We start from the raw sequence: 17,662 nt of genomic DNA, 5'->3' as shown, positions 1-17,662 counted from the left end.
CCGCGCTGTCGGTGCGGGCTCGTACAGTTGTCCTGTGACCACCTCGCAGATCGCCTTCCTCAAGGGCCACGGCACCGAGAACGACTTCGTGATCGTTCCGGACCCGGACAACGCCATCGACCTGCTGGCGTCCCTCGTCGCGGGGCTGTGCGACCGGCGCGCCGGTATCGGCGGTGACGGCGTGCTGCACGTCGTGCGCTCCGCCGCCCACCCGGAGGCCCGGGCCATGGCGGACGAGGCCGAGTGGTTCATGGACTACCGCAACGCGGACGGCTCGGTCGCCGAGATGTGCGGCAACGGCGTGCGGGTCTTCGCCCGCTACCTGCAGCACGTCGGTGCCGTGGAGGAGGGCGACCTCGCGGTTGCCACCCGCGGCGGCGTGAAGAAGGTGCACCTCGCCAAGAACGGCGACGTCACGGTCTCGATGGGCCGCGCCCTGCTTCCCGGCGACGGGGTCACCGTCACCGTCGGCAGCCGCAGCTGGGACACCCGCAACGTGAACATGGGCAACCCGCACGCCATCGCGTTCGTCGACGACCTGGCGCATGCCGGCGACCTGTTCGGTGAGCCGTCGTTCGCGCCCGCCGCCGTCTACCCCGACGGGGTCAACATCGAGTTCGTCGTGGACCGCGGGCCCCGCCACGTCGCGATGCGGGTCCACGAGCGCGGCTCGGGCGAGACCCGCTCCTGCGGCACCGGCGCCTGCGCCGTGGCCGTCGCCGCGGCCCGCCGGGACGCCGCGGACCCGGCGCAGACCGGGGCACCGGTCACGTACACCGTCGATCTGCCGGGCGGCACCCTGGTGATCACCGAGCACCCGGACGGCGAGATCGAGATGACCGGAGCGGCCGTGATCGTCGCCGAGGGCGTGATCGATCCGGCCTGGCTCGACACGCTGAACGGACAGCGCCCGAAGCGCTGAGCGGAGAAAGATCGAAACGCTGAGCGAACAGAGCTTCGCTCGAATGGGTGATCCGTTTCACGCTGGGCGAGAGCCGGACTCCGCCACGTGGTGGGGTCGGTAGCATCAAGCACCGGCCCGGAGGCGCGACCGCGCCTCCCCACCGCCGGTCGACGTTGCCGGAGGTGCCCCATGAGCGCAGAGGCCACCAACCCAGGTGCTCCCATCCGCAGGCGGGGCCGTCCCCGGATCGATCTCCGCAGGCTCGGCCGGGTCGCCCTGCTCGGCCCGGTCTCCCGGGACCGGCTGCCGGACGCCATCGGGCACGTCGCCGAGGCGCACCGGGCCCACCACCCCGACGCCGACCTCTCCGTACTGCACCGGGCCTACGTCCTCGCGGAGAGCTCGCACCGCGGACAGATGCGCAAGAGCGGCGAGCCGTACATCACACACCCGCTCGCGGTCACGCTCATCCTCGCCCAGCTCGGCGCCGAGACCACGACCCTGACCGCGTCCCTCCTCCACGACACCGTCGAGGACACCGAGGTGACCCTCGACCAGGTGCGGGAGCAGTTCGGCGAGGAGGTCTGCTACCTCGTCGACGGTGTCACCAAGCTGGAGAAGGTCGACTACGGTGCCGCCGCCGAGCCCGAGACGTTCCGCAAGATGCTCGTCGCCACCGGCGACGACGTCCGGGTGATGTCGATCAAGCTCGCCGACCGGCTGCACAACATGCGCACGCTCGGCGTGATGCGCCCCGAGAAACAGGCCAGGATCGCCCACGTCACCCGTGACGTCCTGATCCCCCTCGCGGAACGGCTCGGTGTGCAGGCGCTCAAGACCGAGCTGGAGGACCTCGTCTTCGCCATCCTCCACCCAGAGGAGTACGCGCACACCCGCGCCGTGATCTCCGCCGCGACCGCGACGGCGGACCCGCTCACCGCCATCGCGGACAACGTGGCCTCGGTGCTCCGGGAGGCCGGCATCACCGCCGAAGTGGCCGTCAGACCACGCCACTTCGTCTCCGTGCACCGTGTCCGGATCAAACGCGGTGAACTGCGCGGCAGCGACTTCGGACGCCTGCTGGTACTCGTCGGTGAGGACGCCGACTGCTATGCCGTCCTCGGTGAGCTCCACACCTGTTTCACCCCGGTGATCTCGGAGTTCAAGGACTTCATCGCCGCACCCAAGTTCAACCTGTACCAGTCCCTCCACACCGCGGTGGTGGGCCCGGACGGCGAGGTCGCCGAAGTCCTCATCCGCACCCACCGCATGCACAAGGTCGCCGAGGCCGGCGTCATCGCGCTCGGCAATCCGTACGCCGCGGACGGCACGGCACCGAGCGCCGAACCCGTCGACGGCACGGCGCCCGGCGCCGAACCCGTCGACGGCGAACGGGCCGACCCCACCCGCCCCGGCTGGCTCTCCCGGCTGCTCCAGTGGCAGCAGTCCGCGCCCGACCCCGACACCTTCTGGACCACCCTGCGTGCCGACCTCGCCCAGGACCGTGAGATCACCGTCTTCCGCACCGATGGCGGCACGCTCGGCCTGCCCGCGGGCGCCAGCTGCGTGGATGCCGCCTACGCGCAGTACGGGGACGCCGCCCACAGCTGCATCGGCGCCCGGGTGAACGGCCGGCTCGCCACCCTCAGCACCGTGCTCGGCGACGGCGACACGGTCCAGCCGCTCCTCGCCGAGGACGCCGCGTCCGGGCCCTCGCCCGACTGGCTCGACCACGCCAGGACACCCGCCGCCCGCATCGCCATCACCGGCTGGCTCGACGCCCACCCCCAGGACACGGCGACCGCCGCCGGAGGCCCGGCCGACGCCACCGGGCCCGGTCCGCAGCCGGACCGGGCCGCCCGGCCCGCACGGTCCGGATCCGCCGGCCGCACCGTGAACGCCGTGGTCGAGCGGCCCGACACCACCGTGCGCCTCGCGGGCTGCTGCACCCCCGTACCCCCCGACGAGGTCACCGGCTTCACGGTGCGCGGCGGCGCCGTCACCGTGCACCGGCTGGAGTGTCCGGTCGTGACCAGGATGGAGGCCGTCGGCCGGGTGCCGGTCGTCGTGAGCTGGGGCGACGCGGCCGAATGCCGGGTGACCCTGGTGGCGGAGTCCTTCGGAAGGCCCCGCCTCCTCGCCGACCTCACCGAGGCGATCGCCGGTGCGGACGCGGCGGTCATCTCCGCCACCGTCGAACCCCCCAGCGAACAGCGCGTACGCCACACGTACACCCTGCGACTGCCCGACGCCGCGGGACTGCCCGCGCTGATGCGCGCCATGCGTGACGTACCGGGGGTGTACGACGTGAGCCGTGCCCAGCACCCGGCCGCCGCACTCTGACGGACCGCCGCACGCCGGCGCGTCCTGACCGCCCGCCGCGCACTTCCGCCACGGCGGATCTCGTTCGGGTGGCGCGGTGCGCGCCGTCCCGGTACGGGGGGCGCGGCGCTGGTAGCCGTAGTCCATGCCGTTCCTCTCCCGCCGTCTGCGGGCCGCCCTGCTGGCCACCGCATCGGCCACCCTCGTCGCCGCCACCCTGCCCGCCCCGGTGCCCCTCGGCATCGGGGACCCGCTCTTCCCGCATCTCGGCAACCCCGGATACGACGTACTCGCCTACGACATCGGCCTCAACTACCGGGGCCGCAACAGCGAACCCCTCAATGCCGTCACCACGATCGACGTGCGGACGACCGAGCCGCTGGACCGGATCAACCTCGACTTCACCCGCGGAACCGTCCGTTCCGTCGACGTCAACGGCCTGCGCGCGGACTTCGCGGCCGAGGACGAGGACCTGATCATCGAGGTGCCGGGCCGCCTCCCGGCGGGCGTGCCGCTGCGCATCACCGTCCGCCACACCAGCGATCCCTCGGGCGAGCGGGACAGCGGGGGATGGGTGCGGACCGCCGACGGGCTCGCCATGGCCAACCAGGCCGACGCCGGGCACCGGGTCTTCCCGGGCAACGACCACCCCGCGGACAAGGCGTACTTCACCTTCCGCGTCACCGCCCCGCAGGAGCTCACCGTGGTGGCCAACGGGGAGCGGACCGGGCGGGTCCGGCACGGCGACCGCACCACCTGGACGTACCGCACCGGTCACCCCATGGCCACCGAACTGGCCCAGGTCAGCATCGGCCGGTCCACCGTCGTCGAGCGCACCGGCCCGCACGGTCTGCCCGTGCGCGATGTCGTACCGGCCGCCGACCGGGAGAGGCTGGAAACCTGGCTGAAGAAGACACCCGGCCAGCTGGAGTGGATGGAACAGCAGGTCGGCCGCTACCCGTTCGAGAACTACGGCGTGCTCGTCGCCGACACCGAGACCGGGTTCGAGCTGGAGACCCAGACCCTCTCCCTCTTCGAGCGCCGTCTGTTCACCGACGGCGGTTACCCCGAGTGGTACGTCGACTCGGTCATGGTCCACGAGCTGGCCCATCAGTGGTTCGGCGACAGCGTCTCCCCGCTGACCTGGTCCGATCTCTGGCTCAACGAGGGACACGCCAGCTGGTACGAGGCGCGCTACGCCGAGGAACACGCAGACAAGCCGCTGGAGCGCAGGATGCGCGAGGCCTACGCCCGCTCGGACGGATGGCGTGCCGAGGGCGGCCCGCCTGCCCGCCCCGCCGCGCCGGCACCCGGCGAGAAGATCAGCCTGTTCCGGCCGGTGGTGTACGACGGCAGCGCCTTGGTCCTGTACGCGCTCCGCCAGGAGATCGGCGAGCGTGCCTTCGACCGGCTGGAGCGGCTCTGGGTGCGAAAGCACCGCGACTCCAACGCCGCCACGGCCGACTTCACCGCCCTGGCGTCCCGGGTGGCAGGACGCGACCTGACCGCGTTCTTCGACGGCTGGCTGTACGGGACGAAGACACCGCCCATGCCGGGGCACCCGGACTGGGCGAGCGCGACACCCGCGGGCAGCGGTAAACCCGCGTGACGGGCCGGGCCCGCCGTGCCACTATCGACGAGTCGCCACCGCGGCCGGACCGGAGAAATCCCCCTGCGGGAATCATCCCGGGAGGTCACGCGTTGTGACTGATGTATCCCACTCCTCTCGACGTAAGGATCCAATGACCTCCTCTTCTTCCCTTCCCCAGGACGCGCAGGACGCGCAGAGTGCCACGGAGAACGTCACCGAGAGCCTCACCGAAAGCCTTCGGGCCGACGCCCTGATGGAAGAGGACGTCGCCTGGAGCCACGAGATCGACGGAGCGCGGGACGGCGACCAGCTGGACCGCTCCGACCGCGCCGCACTGCGGCGCGTGGCGGGCCTCTCCACCGAACTCGAGGACGTCACCGAGGTCGAATACCGGCAGCTGCGCCTGGAGCGCGTGGTGCTCGTCGGTGTCTGGACCTCGGGCACGGTGCACGATGCGGAGATTTCCCTCGCCGAGCTGGCGGCCCTGGCCGAGACGGCCGGAGCCCAGGTGCTCGACGCCGTCTTCCAGCGGCGTGACAAGCCCGACCCGGCCACCTACATCGGTTCAGGCAAGGCGCTCGAACTGCGCGACATCGTTCTCGAAACAGGGGCCGACACCGTCGTCTGCGACGGTGAGCTCAGCCCCGGCCAGCTCATCCACCTGGAAGACGTCGTCAAGGTCAAGGTGGTCGACCGGACCGCTCTGATCCTCGACATCTTCGCCCAGCACGCCAAGTCCCGTGAGGGCAAGGCGCAGGTCTCGCTGGCACAGATGCAGTACATGCTGCCGCGCCTGCGCGGCTGGGGTCAGTCGCTCTCCCGTCAGATGGGCGGCGGCGGTTCCAGCGGCGGTGGCGGCATGGCCACCCGTGGTCCCGGTGAGACCAAGATCGAGACGGACCGGCGACGGATCCGCGAGAAGATGGCGAAGATGCGCCGGGAGATCGCGGAGATGAAGACCGGCCGCGAGATCAAGCGGCAGGAACGCAAGCGCAACAAGGTGCCTTCGGTCGCCATCGCGGGCTACACCAACGCGGGTAAGTCCTCGCTGCTCAACCGGCTGACCGGTGCGGGGGTTCTGGTGGAGAACGCACTGTTCGCCACCCTCGACCCGACCGTGCGCCGGGCCGAGACGCCGAGCGGGCGGATCTACACCCTCGCCGACACCGTCGGGTTCGTACGGCACCTGCCGCACCACCTGGTCGAGGCGTTCCGCTCCACCATGGAGGAGGTCGGCGAGTCCGATCTCATCCTGCACGTGGTGGACGGCTCGCATCCGGTGCCGGAGGAGCAGCTCGCCGCGGTGCGCGAGGTGATCCGCGAGGTGGGCGCGGTCGACGTGCCCGAGATCGTGGTGATCAACAAGGCGGACGCGGCCGACCCGCTGGTACTCCAGCGGCTGCTGCGCAACGAGAAGCACGCGATCGCGGTGTCGGCACGGACCGGCGCCGGCATCGACGAGCTGCTCGCCCTCGTCGACAGCGAGCTGCCGAGGCCCTCGGTCGAGATCGAGGCACTCGTGCCGTACACCCAGGGCGGACTCGTCTCCCGGGTGCACGCCGAGGGCGAGGTGATCTCCGAGGAGCACACGTCGGAGGGCACCCTGCTCAAGGCGCGGGTGCACGAGGAGCTCGCTTCGGACCTCGCCGCTTTCGTACCCGCGGTGAGCTGAGCACAGCGATCACGGCGGAGGGCCCGCACCCCATGGGGTGCGGGCCCTCCGCCGTTGCCGGGCGCGGGTGCTGCTACCGGGCTCCGAACTTGTCGCTCATCATGGTGAAGATCTGCTGGGCGCCCTCGCCGAGGTGGGGTCCGGCGAGCCAGCCGGCCGTCACCGGTCCGATGGACGTGTTGGAGACCAGGGACAGCTTGCCGTCGGTCGTCTCGCTGAACCAGCCGCCACCGGACGAGCCACCGGTCATCGTGCAGCCGATGCGGTACATCGTGGGGGTGGCGGGGCTGAGCGAGAGCCGGCCGGGACGATCGACACACTTGTGCATGATCAGACCGTCGTACGGCGGGGCGGCGGGGTAACCCCAGGCCCCCATCGCGCTGATCTGCGCGACCTGAGGAGCGTCGAAGTCGACCGGCAGGGCGTTGCCCACGGTCTCCTCCAGGGACTTGGTGCCCTGCTCGGGCTTCACGTGCAGGACCGCGTAGTCGTACGGGGCGCCCTCGCCGCCGGTGGGGCCGCCGTCGGCCATCCACTCGCCCGAGGTGCTGGCCCAGTCCGCCCAGTAGGCGCCGTACGGGGCGATCTCCTGCGGCTGCGCGTTCTCCAGCGAAGCGGCGTCCTTGCCCTGGTCGTTGTAGGCGGGCACGAAGACGATATTGCGGTACCAGCCGCCCTTCGCGCCGGCGTGGACGCAGTGACCGGCCGTCCACACCAGGTTGGACCTGCCCGGGTTCTTCGGGTCCTTGACGACGGTGCCCGAGCAGACCATGGAGCCCTCGGGGGAGTCGAAGAACACCTTGCCGACCGGGGCCGCGTAGTCGTGGTACGGCGTCTTCTCGCGCTCGGCCGTGACCGGCGCCGGCTCCGGGTCGCTGACGCCCTGGTCACCGGAGAGGTCCCCCGCGGACATCGTCTTGGCCGGGTCCTTCGCCGTCTTCATCCGGTCGGGCTTCCACAGCCCGTCGATGACCGGGTTGACGAAGTCCTTGGCCTCGTGCAGCCACTTGTCCTTGTCCCAGTTCTTCCAGTCGCCGCTCTTCCACTTGTCCAGGTCGACACCGTGCTTCTTCAGGGTGTCGGCCAGGTCGGCGGATATGCCGCCGCCGGAGTCCTTGCCTTCGGCGGAGGTGGTGGCCGCGGGCTTGTCGGCAGCGGCGTCCTCGCTCGGACCGCAGGCCGTCGCCGTCAACGCGAGTGCGGCGACGAGGCCGGTCGCGCTCAGCAGCGGACGTATGAATCGCATGGAAAGATTCCCCCTGAAACCTTTGGAAATGGCATGAACGTGTCACACCGTGCACCGGACTGACCGGCTGTCGGTGATGTGCGGGGACCACCCTATGACGGCCCGGACGGCGGCTCTTGCCACCGGAGGGCCGCGCGGCCGCGGGCCTGTGCGCCACGCAGAGGATCAGGGGCCTGCGGCGAGACGCGTCCCGCCGCAGGCCCCTGCCGGGCCGTCATCCGCCCCTGGGCGAAGGGTGATCCGATCCCGCCCTACTGTCCTGCGTACTTCTTGCTGACCGAGTCGTAGACGCCCTTGGCTTCCTTGCCGAGGCGCGGACCGGCGAGCCAGCCCGCCGACACCGGACCGATCGAGGTGTTGGAGACCAGTGCGGGCTTGCCGTCCTGACCCGCCGCGACCCAGCCGCCACCGGAGGAACCGCCGGTCATCGAGCAGCCGATGCGGTACATCGTCGGGTCGTCCTTGGTGAGCGACAGCCGGCCCGGCTTGTCCTTGCACTGGTAGAGCTTCTGGCCGTCGTACGGCGGAGCGGCCGGGAAGCCGGTGGCCGTCATGTCGGCGATCTTGGGCACCGCCGGGGCGTTGAACTCGACGGGCAGCGCCGAACCGACCGTCTCCTCCAGGGACTTACCCGTAGAACCCTTCTCCGGCGTCACGTGCAGCACGGCGAAGTCGTACGGGGCGCCCAGGCCGCCGACCGAAGCGCCCTGGTCGATCCACTGCTCGGAGGTCTGCGCCCACGAGCCCCACCACACGCCGTACGGGGCGACCTTCTCCTTGGGCGGGTTGTTCCGCAGCTCGTCGGTCGACAGCCCGCTGTTGTTGTACGACGGCACGAAGGCGATGTTGCGGTACCAGCCGCCCTTCTTGCCCGCGTGCACACAATGGCCGGCGGTCCACACCATGTTGGACTTTCCGGGGTGCGCCGGGTCCTTCACCACGGTTGCCGAGCAGACCATCGAACCCTCGGGGCCGTCGAAGAACAGCTTCCCGGACTCGGCGGCGTTGTCGTGGAAGGGCGTCTGCACGCCAACGGCGCGGACCGGGACGGGTGTCGGGTCCGTCACGCCGGCGTCGCCGGAGATGTCGTTGTCGACCGGCTGCTCGGGGGCCTTGTCGGCGTCCCGCATCCGGTCCGGGTCCCAGAGGCCCTCGATGATGGGGTTGATGTAGTCCTTGGCCTCACGCAGCCACTTGTCCTTGTCCCAGTTCTTCCAGTCGCCGCCCTTCCACTGGTCGAGGTCGATCCCGTGTTCCTTGAGCCGGTCCTTCAGATCATCCGGAATGGTGATCTTGCCGTCCGACGTCTGGCCCGCGGAACTGCTGCTCGGCTCGGTGCTCGCGTCGTCCTCGCCGGGCCCGCAGGCCGTCGCGGTGAGGGCGAGGACGGCGGTGACCGCCGCCGTCGCGAGCACGGTGGAGGGGGTGCGGCGAGCGCTTCCCCCACGGCGTGCGGTGAATCCTGGTCGAATGAGTCGCATCTCGTGATCCCCCTGGGACTTCGTAACCCAACGCTTCTGTACTGCACTTCCGCACTGCCCGACGCCCACGGGCCGGCTCCACCGGACGGCGCTCCGGGTGCCTTTCCGGGCAGGCCACGGCGCCCGGGAGGCTGTCCCGGAGCCGCGGCACGGTCCCCCACTATGCCGGTGCGGCCGTGGACGGAGTGCGGCAGGGCCCTGGTTGGGGTCCGCAAGGATCTTCGGATTTACCCGTGATCCGCCGCGCCCGGCGTCGTTGGTACGTACGGGGGACACGGAGACAGCGTTCACCCCCGCAGTCCGTCCTTGCGGAATCGTGCTGACGTGCAACGCAACTGTTACAGCGGGAGGATCAACAGCCGTGGCCGTGACCGAACCAGCTCCGGCACCACCACTCGCGCCGCACGAGGGCATCCTGCGCCGTCAGTCGCTGCGTGAATCGGCCGCCCGTACCTATGCGCGCTCACTGCCGATCGTGCCGGTACGGGCACGGGGCCTCACCATCGAGGGAGCGGACGGGCGGCGCTATCTCGACTGCCTGTCCGGAGCGGGGACCCTGGCCCTCGGGCACAACCACCCGGTCGTCCTGGAGGCGATCAAGAAGGTCCTCGACTCCGGCGCGCCCCTGCATGTGCTCGATCTGGCCACGCCGGTCAAGGACGCCTTCACCACGGAGCTCTTCGCCACGCTGCCGCGGGAGTTCGCGGACAACGCCCGCATCCAGTTCTGCGGACCGGCCGGCACCGACGCGGTCGAGGCGGCTTTCACCCTGGTCCGTGCCGCCACCGGCCGCAGCGGCCTGCTCGCCTTCACCGGTGCGTACCACGGCATGACGGCGGGTGCCCTCGCGGCGTCCGGCGGCGCCGAGGACGTACGGGTGACCCGGCTCCCGTTCCCGCAGGACTACCGCTGCCCCTTCGGCACCGGAGGCGAACACGGCGCGGAACTCGCCGCGCGGTGGACCGAGAGCGTGCTCGACGACCCCAAGAGCGGAACACCCGCACCGGCCGGCATGATCCTCGAACCCGTCCAGGGCGAAGGCGGGGTCAACCCGGCCCCCGACGCCTGGACGCGCCGGATGCGGGAGATCACCGCGGCCCGGTCCATCCCTCTGATCGCCGACGAGGTCCAGACCGGCGTCGGCCGGACCGGAGCCTTCTGGGCCGTCGAGCACAGCGGCATCGTGCCCGACGTGATGGTGCTGTCCAAGGCCATCGGAGGCTCCCTGCCGCTCGCCGTGATCGTCTACCGCTCCGAACTCGACACCTGGCAGCCGGGCGCGCACGCCGGTACCTTCCGCGGCAACCAACTCGCCATGGCCGCCGGCACCGCCACCCTCGCGTACGTGCGGGAGAACCGGCTCGCCGATCGGGCCGCCGACCTCGGCGCCCGGATGCTCGCGAGCCTGCGGGCCCTGGCCTCCCACCACCCGTGCATCGGCGACGTCCGCGGGCGGGGCCTGATGATCGGCGTGGAACTCGTCGACCCCGAGGCCGCCCCGGTCGGCACGGGCGGCGAGGCGCCACCGGATCCCGTGCTGGCCACGGCCGTCCAGCAGGAGTGTCTGCGCCGCGGGCTCATCGTCGAGCTCGGCGGCCGCCACTCCACCGTCGTACGCCTGCTCCCGCCCCTCACGCTCACCGACGAACAGGCGACAGCGGTCGTCGACCGCCTCGCCGACGCCCTGGCAGCCGCCGAACGCTCACCGTATCGACGGGCCGCGACCGCGTCGGTCCGCTGACCCCGGAAACCATCACAGGAAAGACCGCCGTGAACCCCACCCCCGCGCCCGAGGCCGACGGCCCTCCCTCCAGCCACCATCGGGGAGAGGCCGGGACCCCCGGTCACCTCGCCGTCGAGACGTCGACCGTGCCGCGCCAGAAGGAGGTGCCGCACGGTCCGTGGCAGAGCCACCGGACGACGGCCGCCTGTGCCGCACCGGCAACGGACCCCCTGGACCACCCGGACCCGCTGCGCGCCGCCGATGCGGCGGGCATCGAGAACCTGCTCCGCTGCTGGGTCCGCGAATGCGATCTGCCCCGCCCGGAAGGGGACACCCTCCGCATCCCGCTCCCCGCCAGCGGCACCGCTCTGCTCGTCCCCGTCCGCCACTGGTCCGCCACCGGCTGGCACCGCTTCGGCCCGCCCCTCCTGGAACAGGCACCCGAAGGCGCGCCCACCGCCGACGCCGTCACCGTCGCCGCACTCCTGGGCAGGGAGGCGGACCACAACGAAGGCGCCGACATGGTGGCCAGGGTGGCCGACTCGGTACGGCGGACCGCCGGATTCATCGACGTACAACGGCGCCGCCCCACCGCACCCGCCGAAGCGGACCTCTTCCTCACCGCGGAGCAGTCCCTCCTCCTCGGCCACCCGCTCCATCCCTCGCCCAAGAGCAGGGAAGGCCTCTCCGACTCCGAGTCCCGCCTCTACTCGCCCGAGACACACGGCTCCTTCGCGCTCCACTGGATGGCCGTCGACCGGTCCGTCCTGGCCACCGACTCGGCCTGGACCGACCACGGCCGGCCGGTACCGGCCGCGGAACTCGTGGCCCGCCACGCCGAGGGGCTGCGCATCCCCGCACACACCACGCCGATCCCGCTCCACCCCTGGCAGGCCCGCGACCTGGCGATGCGGCCCGAAGTCGCCGCCCTCGCCGACTCCGGCCTGCTGCACGACCTCGGCCCGCACGGCGAGCGCTGGCACCCCACCTCATCGGTGCGCACCGTGCAACGGCCCGGCGTCGACCTCATGCTGAAGCTCTCCCTCGGTGTGCGCATCACCAACTCCCGCCGGGAGAACCTCCGCAAGGAACTCCACCGCGGCGTGGAGGTCCACCGGCTGCTGCGCACCGGACTCGCCCGGCAGTGGCACGCCGTCCACCCCGGGTTCGACATCGTCAGGGACCCCGCCTGGCTGGCGGTCGACACCCCCGAGGGCGAACACGTCCCCGGCCTCGACGTCATGCTGCGCCACAACCCGTTCGACCGGTACGACGACGCCGTCTGCATCGCCGGGCTGACCGCCCCGCGCCCCTGGCCGGACCGGCCGGAGATGCGTTCCCGCCTCGCCGACATCGTCCGCCGCCTCGCCGCCGCCACCGGCCGGACCACGACCGCCGTCGCCGCCGAGTGGTTCCTGCGCTACCTGGACCGCGTGGTGCAGCCGGTCCTCTGGCTCGACGGCAACGCCGGAGTCGCCCTCGAAGCGCACCAGCAGAACACCCTGGTCCTCCTCGACGCCGAGGGCTGGCCGGTCGGCGGCCGCTACCGCGACAATCAGGGCTACTACTTCCGTGAGTCCCACCGCGCCGTGCTCGACCGCAGGCTCCCCGGCATCGGAGCGGTCAGCGACACCTTCGTCTCCGACGCCGTCACCGACGAACGCTTCGCGTACTACCTCGGCATCAACAACGTGTTCGGGCTGATCGGGGCGTTCGGCGCCCAGCAGCTCGCCGACGAACAGGTGCTCCTCGCCGCCTTCCGGCGGTTCCTGGGCACGGCCACCGCACTGGGATCCCCACTGCCCGCACAACTGCTGGAAACCCCCCGCCTGCGCTGCAAGGCCAACATGCTCACGCGCCTGAGGGGCCTCGACGAACTCGTCGGACCCGTGGACACCCAGTCCGTCTACGTCACTGTCGCCAACCCCCTGTGCGGCTGAGGGAACCACCCCGTCCCCGCCGGGACGCCGACCATCGAGAGACGGACGCCAACCGTCGAGAGAGGAGAGCGTCACCGTGCCTCCCGCCGATGCGCCCACCGACCCCCAGGCCGGTCCGGGCGCCGAGGACACGCTGGACCTGCGGCTCACCGCCGAACTGCTCGCGCTCCTGGGCGAGGAGATCCCCGCGGACGGGTACGGACCGCAGGACTCCGGTCTGCTCGACCGGCCGGCGCAGTGGAAGCCCGTCATGACTCCGGCCGGCGTGTTCCAGCTCGTTCCCGTGCGACTGGAACGCGACCTCGCGGCGATCAGCCGCTGGATGAACGACCCCGCCGTCGCGGCCTTCTGGGAGCTCGCCGGAACCGAGGCCGTCACCGCCGCTCACCTGATGCCCCAACTCGACGGCGACGGACGCAGCGTTCCCTGTCTGGGGGTGCTCTCGGGCGTCCCCATGAGCTACTGGGAGATCTACCGTGCCGACCTCGATCCCCTGGCCCGGCACTGCCCGGTCCGGCCGCACGACACCGGGATCCACCTCCTCATCGGCGAGGTGGGCCGGCGGGGCCACGGGGTCGGGAGCACCCTGCTGCGGGCCGTCGCCGACCTCGTACTCGACAACCGCCCACGGTGCACACGCGTCGTCGCCGAGCCCGACGTCCGCAACACCCCGTCCGTCTCCGCCTTCCTGAGTGCCGGATTCCGCTACTCCGCCGAGGTCGAACTCCCGGAGAAGCGGGCCGCGCTGATGGTCCGCGACCGAGCCCACCGCGACCGGCTGTGAACGATCCGCTGCCCTGTCCCCGCCGCTCGAACCCCGTCGGTTCCCACCCGAGGAGTCCCCGTGCAGAAATATCCCGCGAGCCGTGACGCAGCCCCTTCGCCCGCGCTGCTCAGCACCCCGGAACTGAACCGTGCGGTCTGGGACCGGGCCGCCGCCCGGCTGCTCGCCAAGATGCTCGGCGAATTCGCCTACGAGGAGGTGATCCGGCCGGTCCCACGCTCCGCAGGCGGTGACACGTACACCCTCGGGCTCGACGACGGCGGCAGCCTGAGCTTCACCGCCCGGCGGGGGGTCTACGGCAGCTGGCGCGTCGCCCCCGACTCGATCCGGGAGGCGAGCAGCGAGGCGACGGAGGCCGACGCCGCAGCCGGGGCGGGCGGCGAGCCGGGAACCGGGTCCGGGTCCGGGGCGCCGGGCCGGGACCAGGTCGCGGACAGTGTCCCCTTCCGGGATCCGCTGCTGTTTCTCGCCCGCGCCCGTCGGCTCCTCGATCTGGACGGTGCCACCCTCGGCCATCTCGTGCGCGAACTCACGACCACGCTCACCGCCGACGCCCGCCTCGACCACGGCGCACTCGGCGCCGCCGAGCTGGCCGACCTCGGCTACGCCGAGCTCGAAGGCCATCAGACGGGCCACCCCTGGATCGTCGCCAACAAGGGGCGGCTCGGCTTCTCCGCCACCGACGCGGCCCGTTACACCCCGGAGGCCCGCACACCGGTCACTCTGCCCTGGATCGCCGTCTCCTCCCGGATCGCCGCCTACCGGGGCGTGAGCGAGCTCGCCGACCCCGGCCGCCTCTACGCCCAGGAGCTGGACCCCGCGGTCCGGGAGTCGTTCTCCGCCGTCCTGCGCGGCCGTGGTCTCGACCCGGACGGCTACTACTGCCTGCCCGTTCACCCCTGGCAGTGGGACGAGTGGATCGTGCCCCTGTTCGCCCCCGCCATCGCCGCCGGCGACATCGTCCCGCTGCACGCCGACCCGGACCTGCGGCTGCCGCAGCAGTCCATCCGCACCTTCGCCAACCTGGACCGGCCCGACCGGCACACGGTCAAGCTCCCGCTGTCCATCCTCAACACGCTGGTCTGGCGCGGCCTGCCGACCGAACGGACCCTTGCCGCGCCCGCCGTCACCGGCTGGGTACAGGGGCTGCGCGACAACGATCCGTTCCTGCGCGACACCTGTGGTGTCATCCTCCTCGGCGAGGTCGCCTCGGTCACGGTCGAGCACCCGCTCTACGACCACCTCCCCGAGACGCCGTACCAGTTCAAGGAGATCCTCGGTGCGATCTGGCGCGAGCCGCTCCTGCCGCGCCTCGCACCCGGTGAGCGGGCCCGCACCCTCGCCTCGCTGCTGCACATCGACCCCCGGGGCCGCGCCTTCACCGCCGAGCTCGTGGCCCGCTCCGGTCTGACACCGACCGTCTGGCTCACGCGGCTCTTCGCCGCGCTGCTCCCGCCCCTGCTGCACTTCCTGTACCGCTACGGCACGGTGTTCTCCCCGCACGGCGAGAACGCCATCGTCGTCTTCGACGACCACGAGGTCCCGGTACGCCTGGCGATCAAGGACTTCGTCGACGATGTGAACGTCAGCGCCCGGCCGCTGCCCGAGCACGACACGATGCCGCCCGACGTGCGCCGCGTCCTGCTCACGGAGGAACCCGTCTTCCTCACCCAGTTCATCCACTCCGGTCTCTTCACCGGGGTCTTCCGCTTCCTGTCCCCGCTCTGCGAGGAACAGCTGGGGGTCCCGGAGAGCGTGTTCTGGTCACTCGTCCGGGCGGAGATCCTGCGCCACCAGGCCCGTTTCCCCGAGCTGAAGGAGAGGTTCGAGATGTTCGACATGCTGACGCCCCGCATCGAACGTCTCTGTCTGAACCGCAACCGCCTGCACCTGGACGGCTACCGCGACCGGCCCGAGCGCCCGCACGCCGCGGTCCACGGCACGGTGCCCAACCCGCTCCACCCCTCCACGTGAGTCCGGGAGTGACCGTTGTTGTCAGCGGCGCCCCGTAGGCTGGCCGGGCTATGACGAAGCCATCTCTCCCCGAGCTCCTGCACGCCGCCGTGACCGCCGTCGGCGGTACGGAGCGACCCGGCCAGGCCGCCATGGCCGAGGCCGTCGCCGAGGCAGTGGACGACCAATCCCACCTGCTCGTCCAGGCGGGCACCGGCACGGGCAAATCGCTCGGCTATCTGGTGCCCGCCCTGGCGCACGGCGAGCGCGTCGTGGTGGCCACGGCGACGCTGGCCCTGCAGCGCCAGCTCGTGGAGCGCGATCTTCCGCGTACGGTCGACGCCCTGCACCCGCTGCTGCGCCGCCGCCCGCAGTTCGCCATGCTCAAGGGCCGGTCGAACTACCTCTGTCTGCACCGCCTCCACGAGGGAGTGCCCCAGGAGGAGGAAGAAGGGCTCTTCGACCAGTTCGAGGCGGCGGCCCCGTCGAGCAAGCTCGGCCAGGACCTGCTGCGCATGCGGGACTGGGCGGACGAGACGGAGACGGGCGACCGGGACGACCTGACCCCCGGTGTCTCGGACCGGGCCTGGGCGCAGATCTCCGTCTCCTCCCGGGAGTGCCTGGGCGCCACCAAGTGCGCGTACGGGGCCGAGTGCTTCGCCGAGCAGGCCCGCGAGCGCGCCAAACTCGCCGATGTGGTGGTGACGAACCATGCGCTGCTGGCCATTGATGCCATCGAGGGCGCCCCGGTGCTTCCGAGCCACGAGGTACTGATCGTCGACGAGGCCCACGAGCTGGTCTCCCGGGTCACCGGAGTGGCCACCGGCGAGCTCACCCCCGGCCAGGTCAACCGGGCGGTGCGCCGGGCGGCGAAGCTGGTCAACGAGAAGGCCGCCGACGCGCTGCAGACGGCTTCGGAGGGCTTCGAGCGGGTCATGGAGCTGGCCCTGCCCGGCCGGCTCGAGGAAGTGCCCGAGGACCTCGGATACGCGCTGATGGCGCTGCGGGACGCCGCTCGTACGGTGATCACCGCGCTCGGCTCCACCCGTGACAAGTCGGTCGCGGACGAGGACGCGGTCCGCAAGCAGGCGCTCGCCTCGGTCGAGACCATCCATGGCGTGGCCGAGCGCATCACGCAGGGCTCCGAGTACGACGTCGTCTGGTTCGAGCGCCACGACCGCTTCGGTGCCTCCGTGCGGGTCGCCCCGCTCTCCGTCTCCGGGCTGCTGCGCGAGAAGCTCTTCAACGAGCGCTCCGTGGTCCTCACCTCGGCCACGCTCAAGCTGGGCGGGGACTTCAACGGGGTGGGCGCGTCCCTCGGGCTCTCCCCGGAGGGCACCGCGAGCGATGACATCCCTCAGTGGAAGGGCCTCGACGTCGGCTCGCCCTTCGACTACCCGAAGCAGGGGATCCTGTACGTCGCCCGGCATCTGGCGACCCCCGGCCGGGAGGGATCCCGTACCGACATGCTGGACGAGCTCGCCGAACTGGTCGAAGCCGCAGGCGGGCGCACGCTCGGACTGTTCTCCTCGATGCGGGCGGCCCAGGCTGCCGCCGAGGAGCTGCGGGGCCGGCTGGAGAAGCCGATCCTGCTCCAGGGCGAGGAGACCCTGGGGGAGCTGATCAAGAACTTCGCCGCCGACCCCGAGACCTGTCTCTTCGGCACGCTCTCGCTCTGGCAGGGTGTCGACGTCCCCGGTGCGAGCTGTCAGCTGGTGGTCATGGACCGGATTCCGTTCCCCCGGCCCGACGATCCGCTGATGAGCGCCCGCCAGAAGGCCGTCGAGGAGGCGGGGGGCAACGGCTTCATGGCCGTGGCCGCCACGCACGCGGCGTTGCTGATGGCCCAGGGCGCCGGCCGTCTGGTCCGGGCCACCGGGGACAAGGGTGTCGTCGCCGTGCTCGACCCGCGCCTGGCCAACGCCAGGTACGGCAGCTATCTGCGCGCCTCGCTCCCCGACTTCTGGTACACGACCGACCCGAACCAGGCACGCCGCTCGCTCGCCGCGATCGACGCGGCGGCCAAGGCCGGCGGGAAGTAGCCCG

11 protein-coding genes are annotated in these 17,662 nt (G+C 71.5%); 9 read left to right on the top strand and 2 right to left on the bottom strand.

Features of this window, described 5'->3' with window-relative positions:
• Positions 1 to 34 precede the first annotated feature (34 nt).
• The 4 genes from dapF to hflX all read left to right on the top strand — a co-directional run bounded on the left by dapF (position 35) and on the right by hflX (position 6,489).
• A complete protein-coding gene (gene dapF / locus OG959_RS07805; protein ID WP_326657461.1) occupies positions 35 to 922 on the top strand; it encodes a diaminopimelate epimerase in 888 nt (295 codons plus the stop codon).
• 171 nt (positions 923 to 1,093) lie between these two features.
• A complete protein-coding gene (locus tag OG959_RS07800; RefSeq protein WP_326657460.1) occupies positions 1,094 to 3,247 on the top strand; it encodes a RelA/SpoT family protein in 2,154 nt (717 codons plus the stop codon).
• A gap of 124 nt (positions 3,248 to 3,371) precedes the next feature.
• Positions 3,372 to 4,835 (top strand): M1 family metallopeptidase, encoded by a 1,464-nt coding sequence (locus OG959_RS07795; protein WP_326657459.1) that lies wholly within the window; start codon positions 3,372 to 3,374, stop codon positions 4,833 to 4,835.
• A gap of 133 nt (positions 4,836 to 4,968) precedes the next feature.
• Positions 4,969 to 6,489, top strand: a complete 1,521-nt coding sequence (hflX, locus tag OG959_RS07790; protein ID WP_148021314.1) for a GTPase HflX — start codon at positions 4,969 to 4,971, stop codon at positions 6,487 to 6,489.
• Positions 6,490 to 6,562: 73 nt separating this feature from the next.
• On the opposite strand, the gene OG959_RS07785 is transcribed toward hflX, so the two are convergent.
• A complete protein-coding gene (locus OG959_RS07785; RefSeq protein WP_326657458.1) occupies positions 6,563 to 7,735 on the bottom strand; it encodes a trypsin-like serine peptidase in 1,173 nt (390 codons plus the stop codon).
• A 251-nt stretch (positions 7,736 to 7,986) separates the two neighbouring features.
• Positions 7,987 to 9,216 (bottom strand): trypsin-like serine peptidase, encoded by a 1,230-nt coding sequence (locus OG959_RS07780; RefSeq protein WP_326657457.1) that lies wholly within the window; start codon positions 9,214 to 9,216, stop codon positions 7,987 to 7,989.
• Between the two features lie 361 nt (positions 9,217 to 9,577).
• Here OG959_RS07780 and OG959_RS07775 point away from each other — a divergent pair, with 361 nt between their 5' ends.
• From OG959_RS07775 to OG959_RS07755, 5 genes are all read left to right on the top strand, one after another.
• Complete coding sequence (locus tag OG959_RS07775; protein WP_326657456.1) at positions 9,578 to 10,957, top strand: diaminobutyrate--2-oxoglutarate transaminase family protein; 1,380 nt, start codon at positions 9,578 to 9,580, stop codon at positions 10,955 to 10,957.
• A 29-nt stretch (positions 10,958 to 10,986) separates the two neighbouring features.
• Positions 10,987 to 12,879 (top strand): IucA/IucC family protein, encoded by a 1,893-nt coding sequence (locus OG959_RS07770; protein WP_326657455.1) that lies wholly within the window; start codon positions 10,987 to 10,989, stop codon positions 12,877 to 12,879.
• 76 nt (positions 12,880 to 12,955) lie between these two features.
• Positions 12,956 to 13,663, top strand: a complete 708-nt coding sequence (locus tag OG959_RS07765; RefSeq protein ID WP_326657454.1) for a GNAT family N-acetyltransferase — start codon at positions 12,956 to 12,958, stop codon at positions 13,661 to 13,663.
• A gap of 60 nt (positions 13,664 to 13,723) precedes the next feature.
• The gene (locus tag OG959_RS07760) at positions 13,724 to 15,637 is read left to right on the top strand and encodes an IucA/IucC family protein (RefSeq protein ID WP_326657453.1); all 1,914 of its coding nucleotides are present in this window, start codon (positions 13,724 to 13,726) and stop codon (positions 15,635 to 15,637) included.
• 50 nt (positions 15,638 to 15,687) lie between these two features.
• Positions 15,688 to 17,658, top strand: coding sequence for an ATP-dependent DNA helicase (locus tag OG959_RS07755; protein ID WP_326657451.1), 1,971 nt, complete (start codon positions 15,688 to 15,690; stop codon positions 17,656 to 17,658).
• The last annotated feature ends 4 nt before the right edge of the window (positions 17,659 to 17,662 follow it).

Origin of the sequence: Streptomyces sp. NBC_00385, from assembly GCF_035917155.1 — a bacterium.
Classification (GTDB): domain Bacteria; phylum Actinomycetota; class Actinomycetes; order Streptomycetales; family Streptomycetaceae; genus Streptomyces; species Streptomyces poriferorum.
This window is presented reverse-complemented; position numbering and strand designations above follow the sequence as displayed.

What these genes read in the sequence shown, in the direction of transcription:
- OG959_RS07785 (WP_326657458.1), bottom strand. Translation starts at nt 7,735, where the DNA reads ATGCGATTCATACGTCCGCTGCTGAGCGCGACCGGCCTCGTCGCCGCA.
- OG959_RS07800 (WP_326657460.1), top strand. Translation starts at nt 1,094, where the DNA reads ATGAGCGCAGAGGCCACCAACCCAGGTGCTCCCATCCGCAGGCGGGGC.
- OG959_RS07755 (WP_326657451.1), top strand. Translation starts at nt 15,688, where the DNA reads ATGACGAAGCCATCTCTCCCCGAGCTCCTGCACGCCGCCGTGACCGCC.
- OG959_RS07795 (WP_326657459.1), top strand. Translation starts at nt 3,372, where the DNA reads ATGCCGTTCCTCTCCCGCCGTCTGCGGGCCGCCCTGCTGGCCACCGCA.
- OG959_RS07780 (WP_326657457.1), bottom strand. Translation starts at nt 9,216, where the DNA reads ATGCGACTCATTCGACCAGGATTCACCGCACGCCGTGGGGGAAGCGCT.
- hflX (WP_148021314.1), top strand. Translation starts at nt 4,969, where the DNA reads ATGACCTCCTCTTCTTCCCTTCCCCAGGACGCGCAGGACGCGCAGAGT.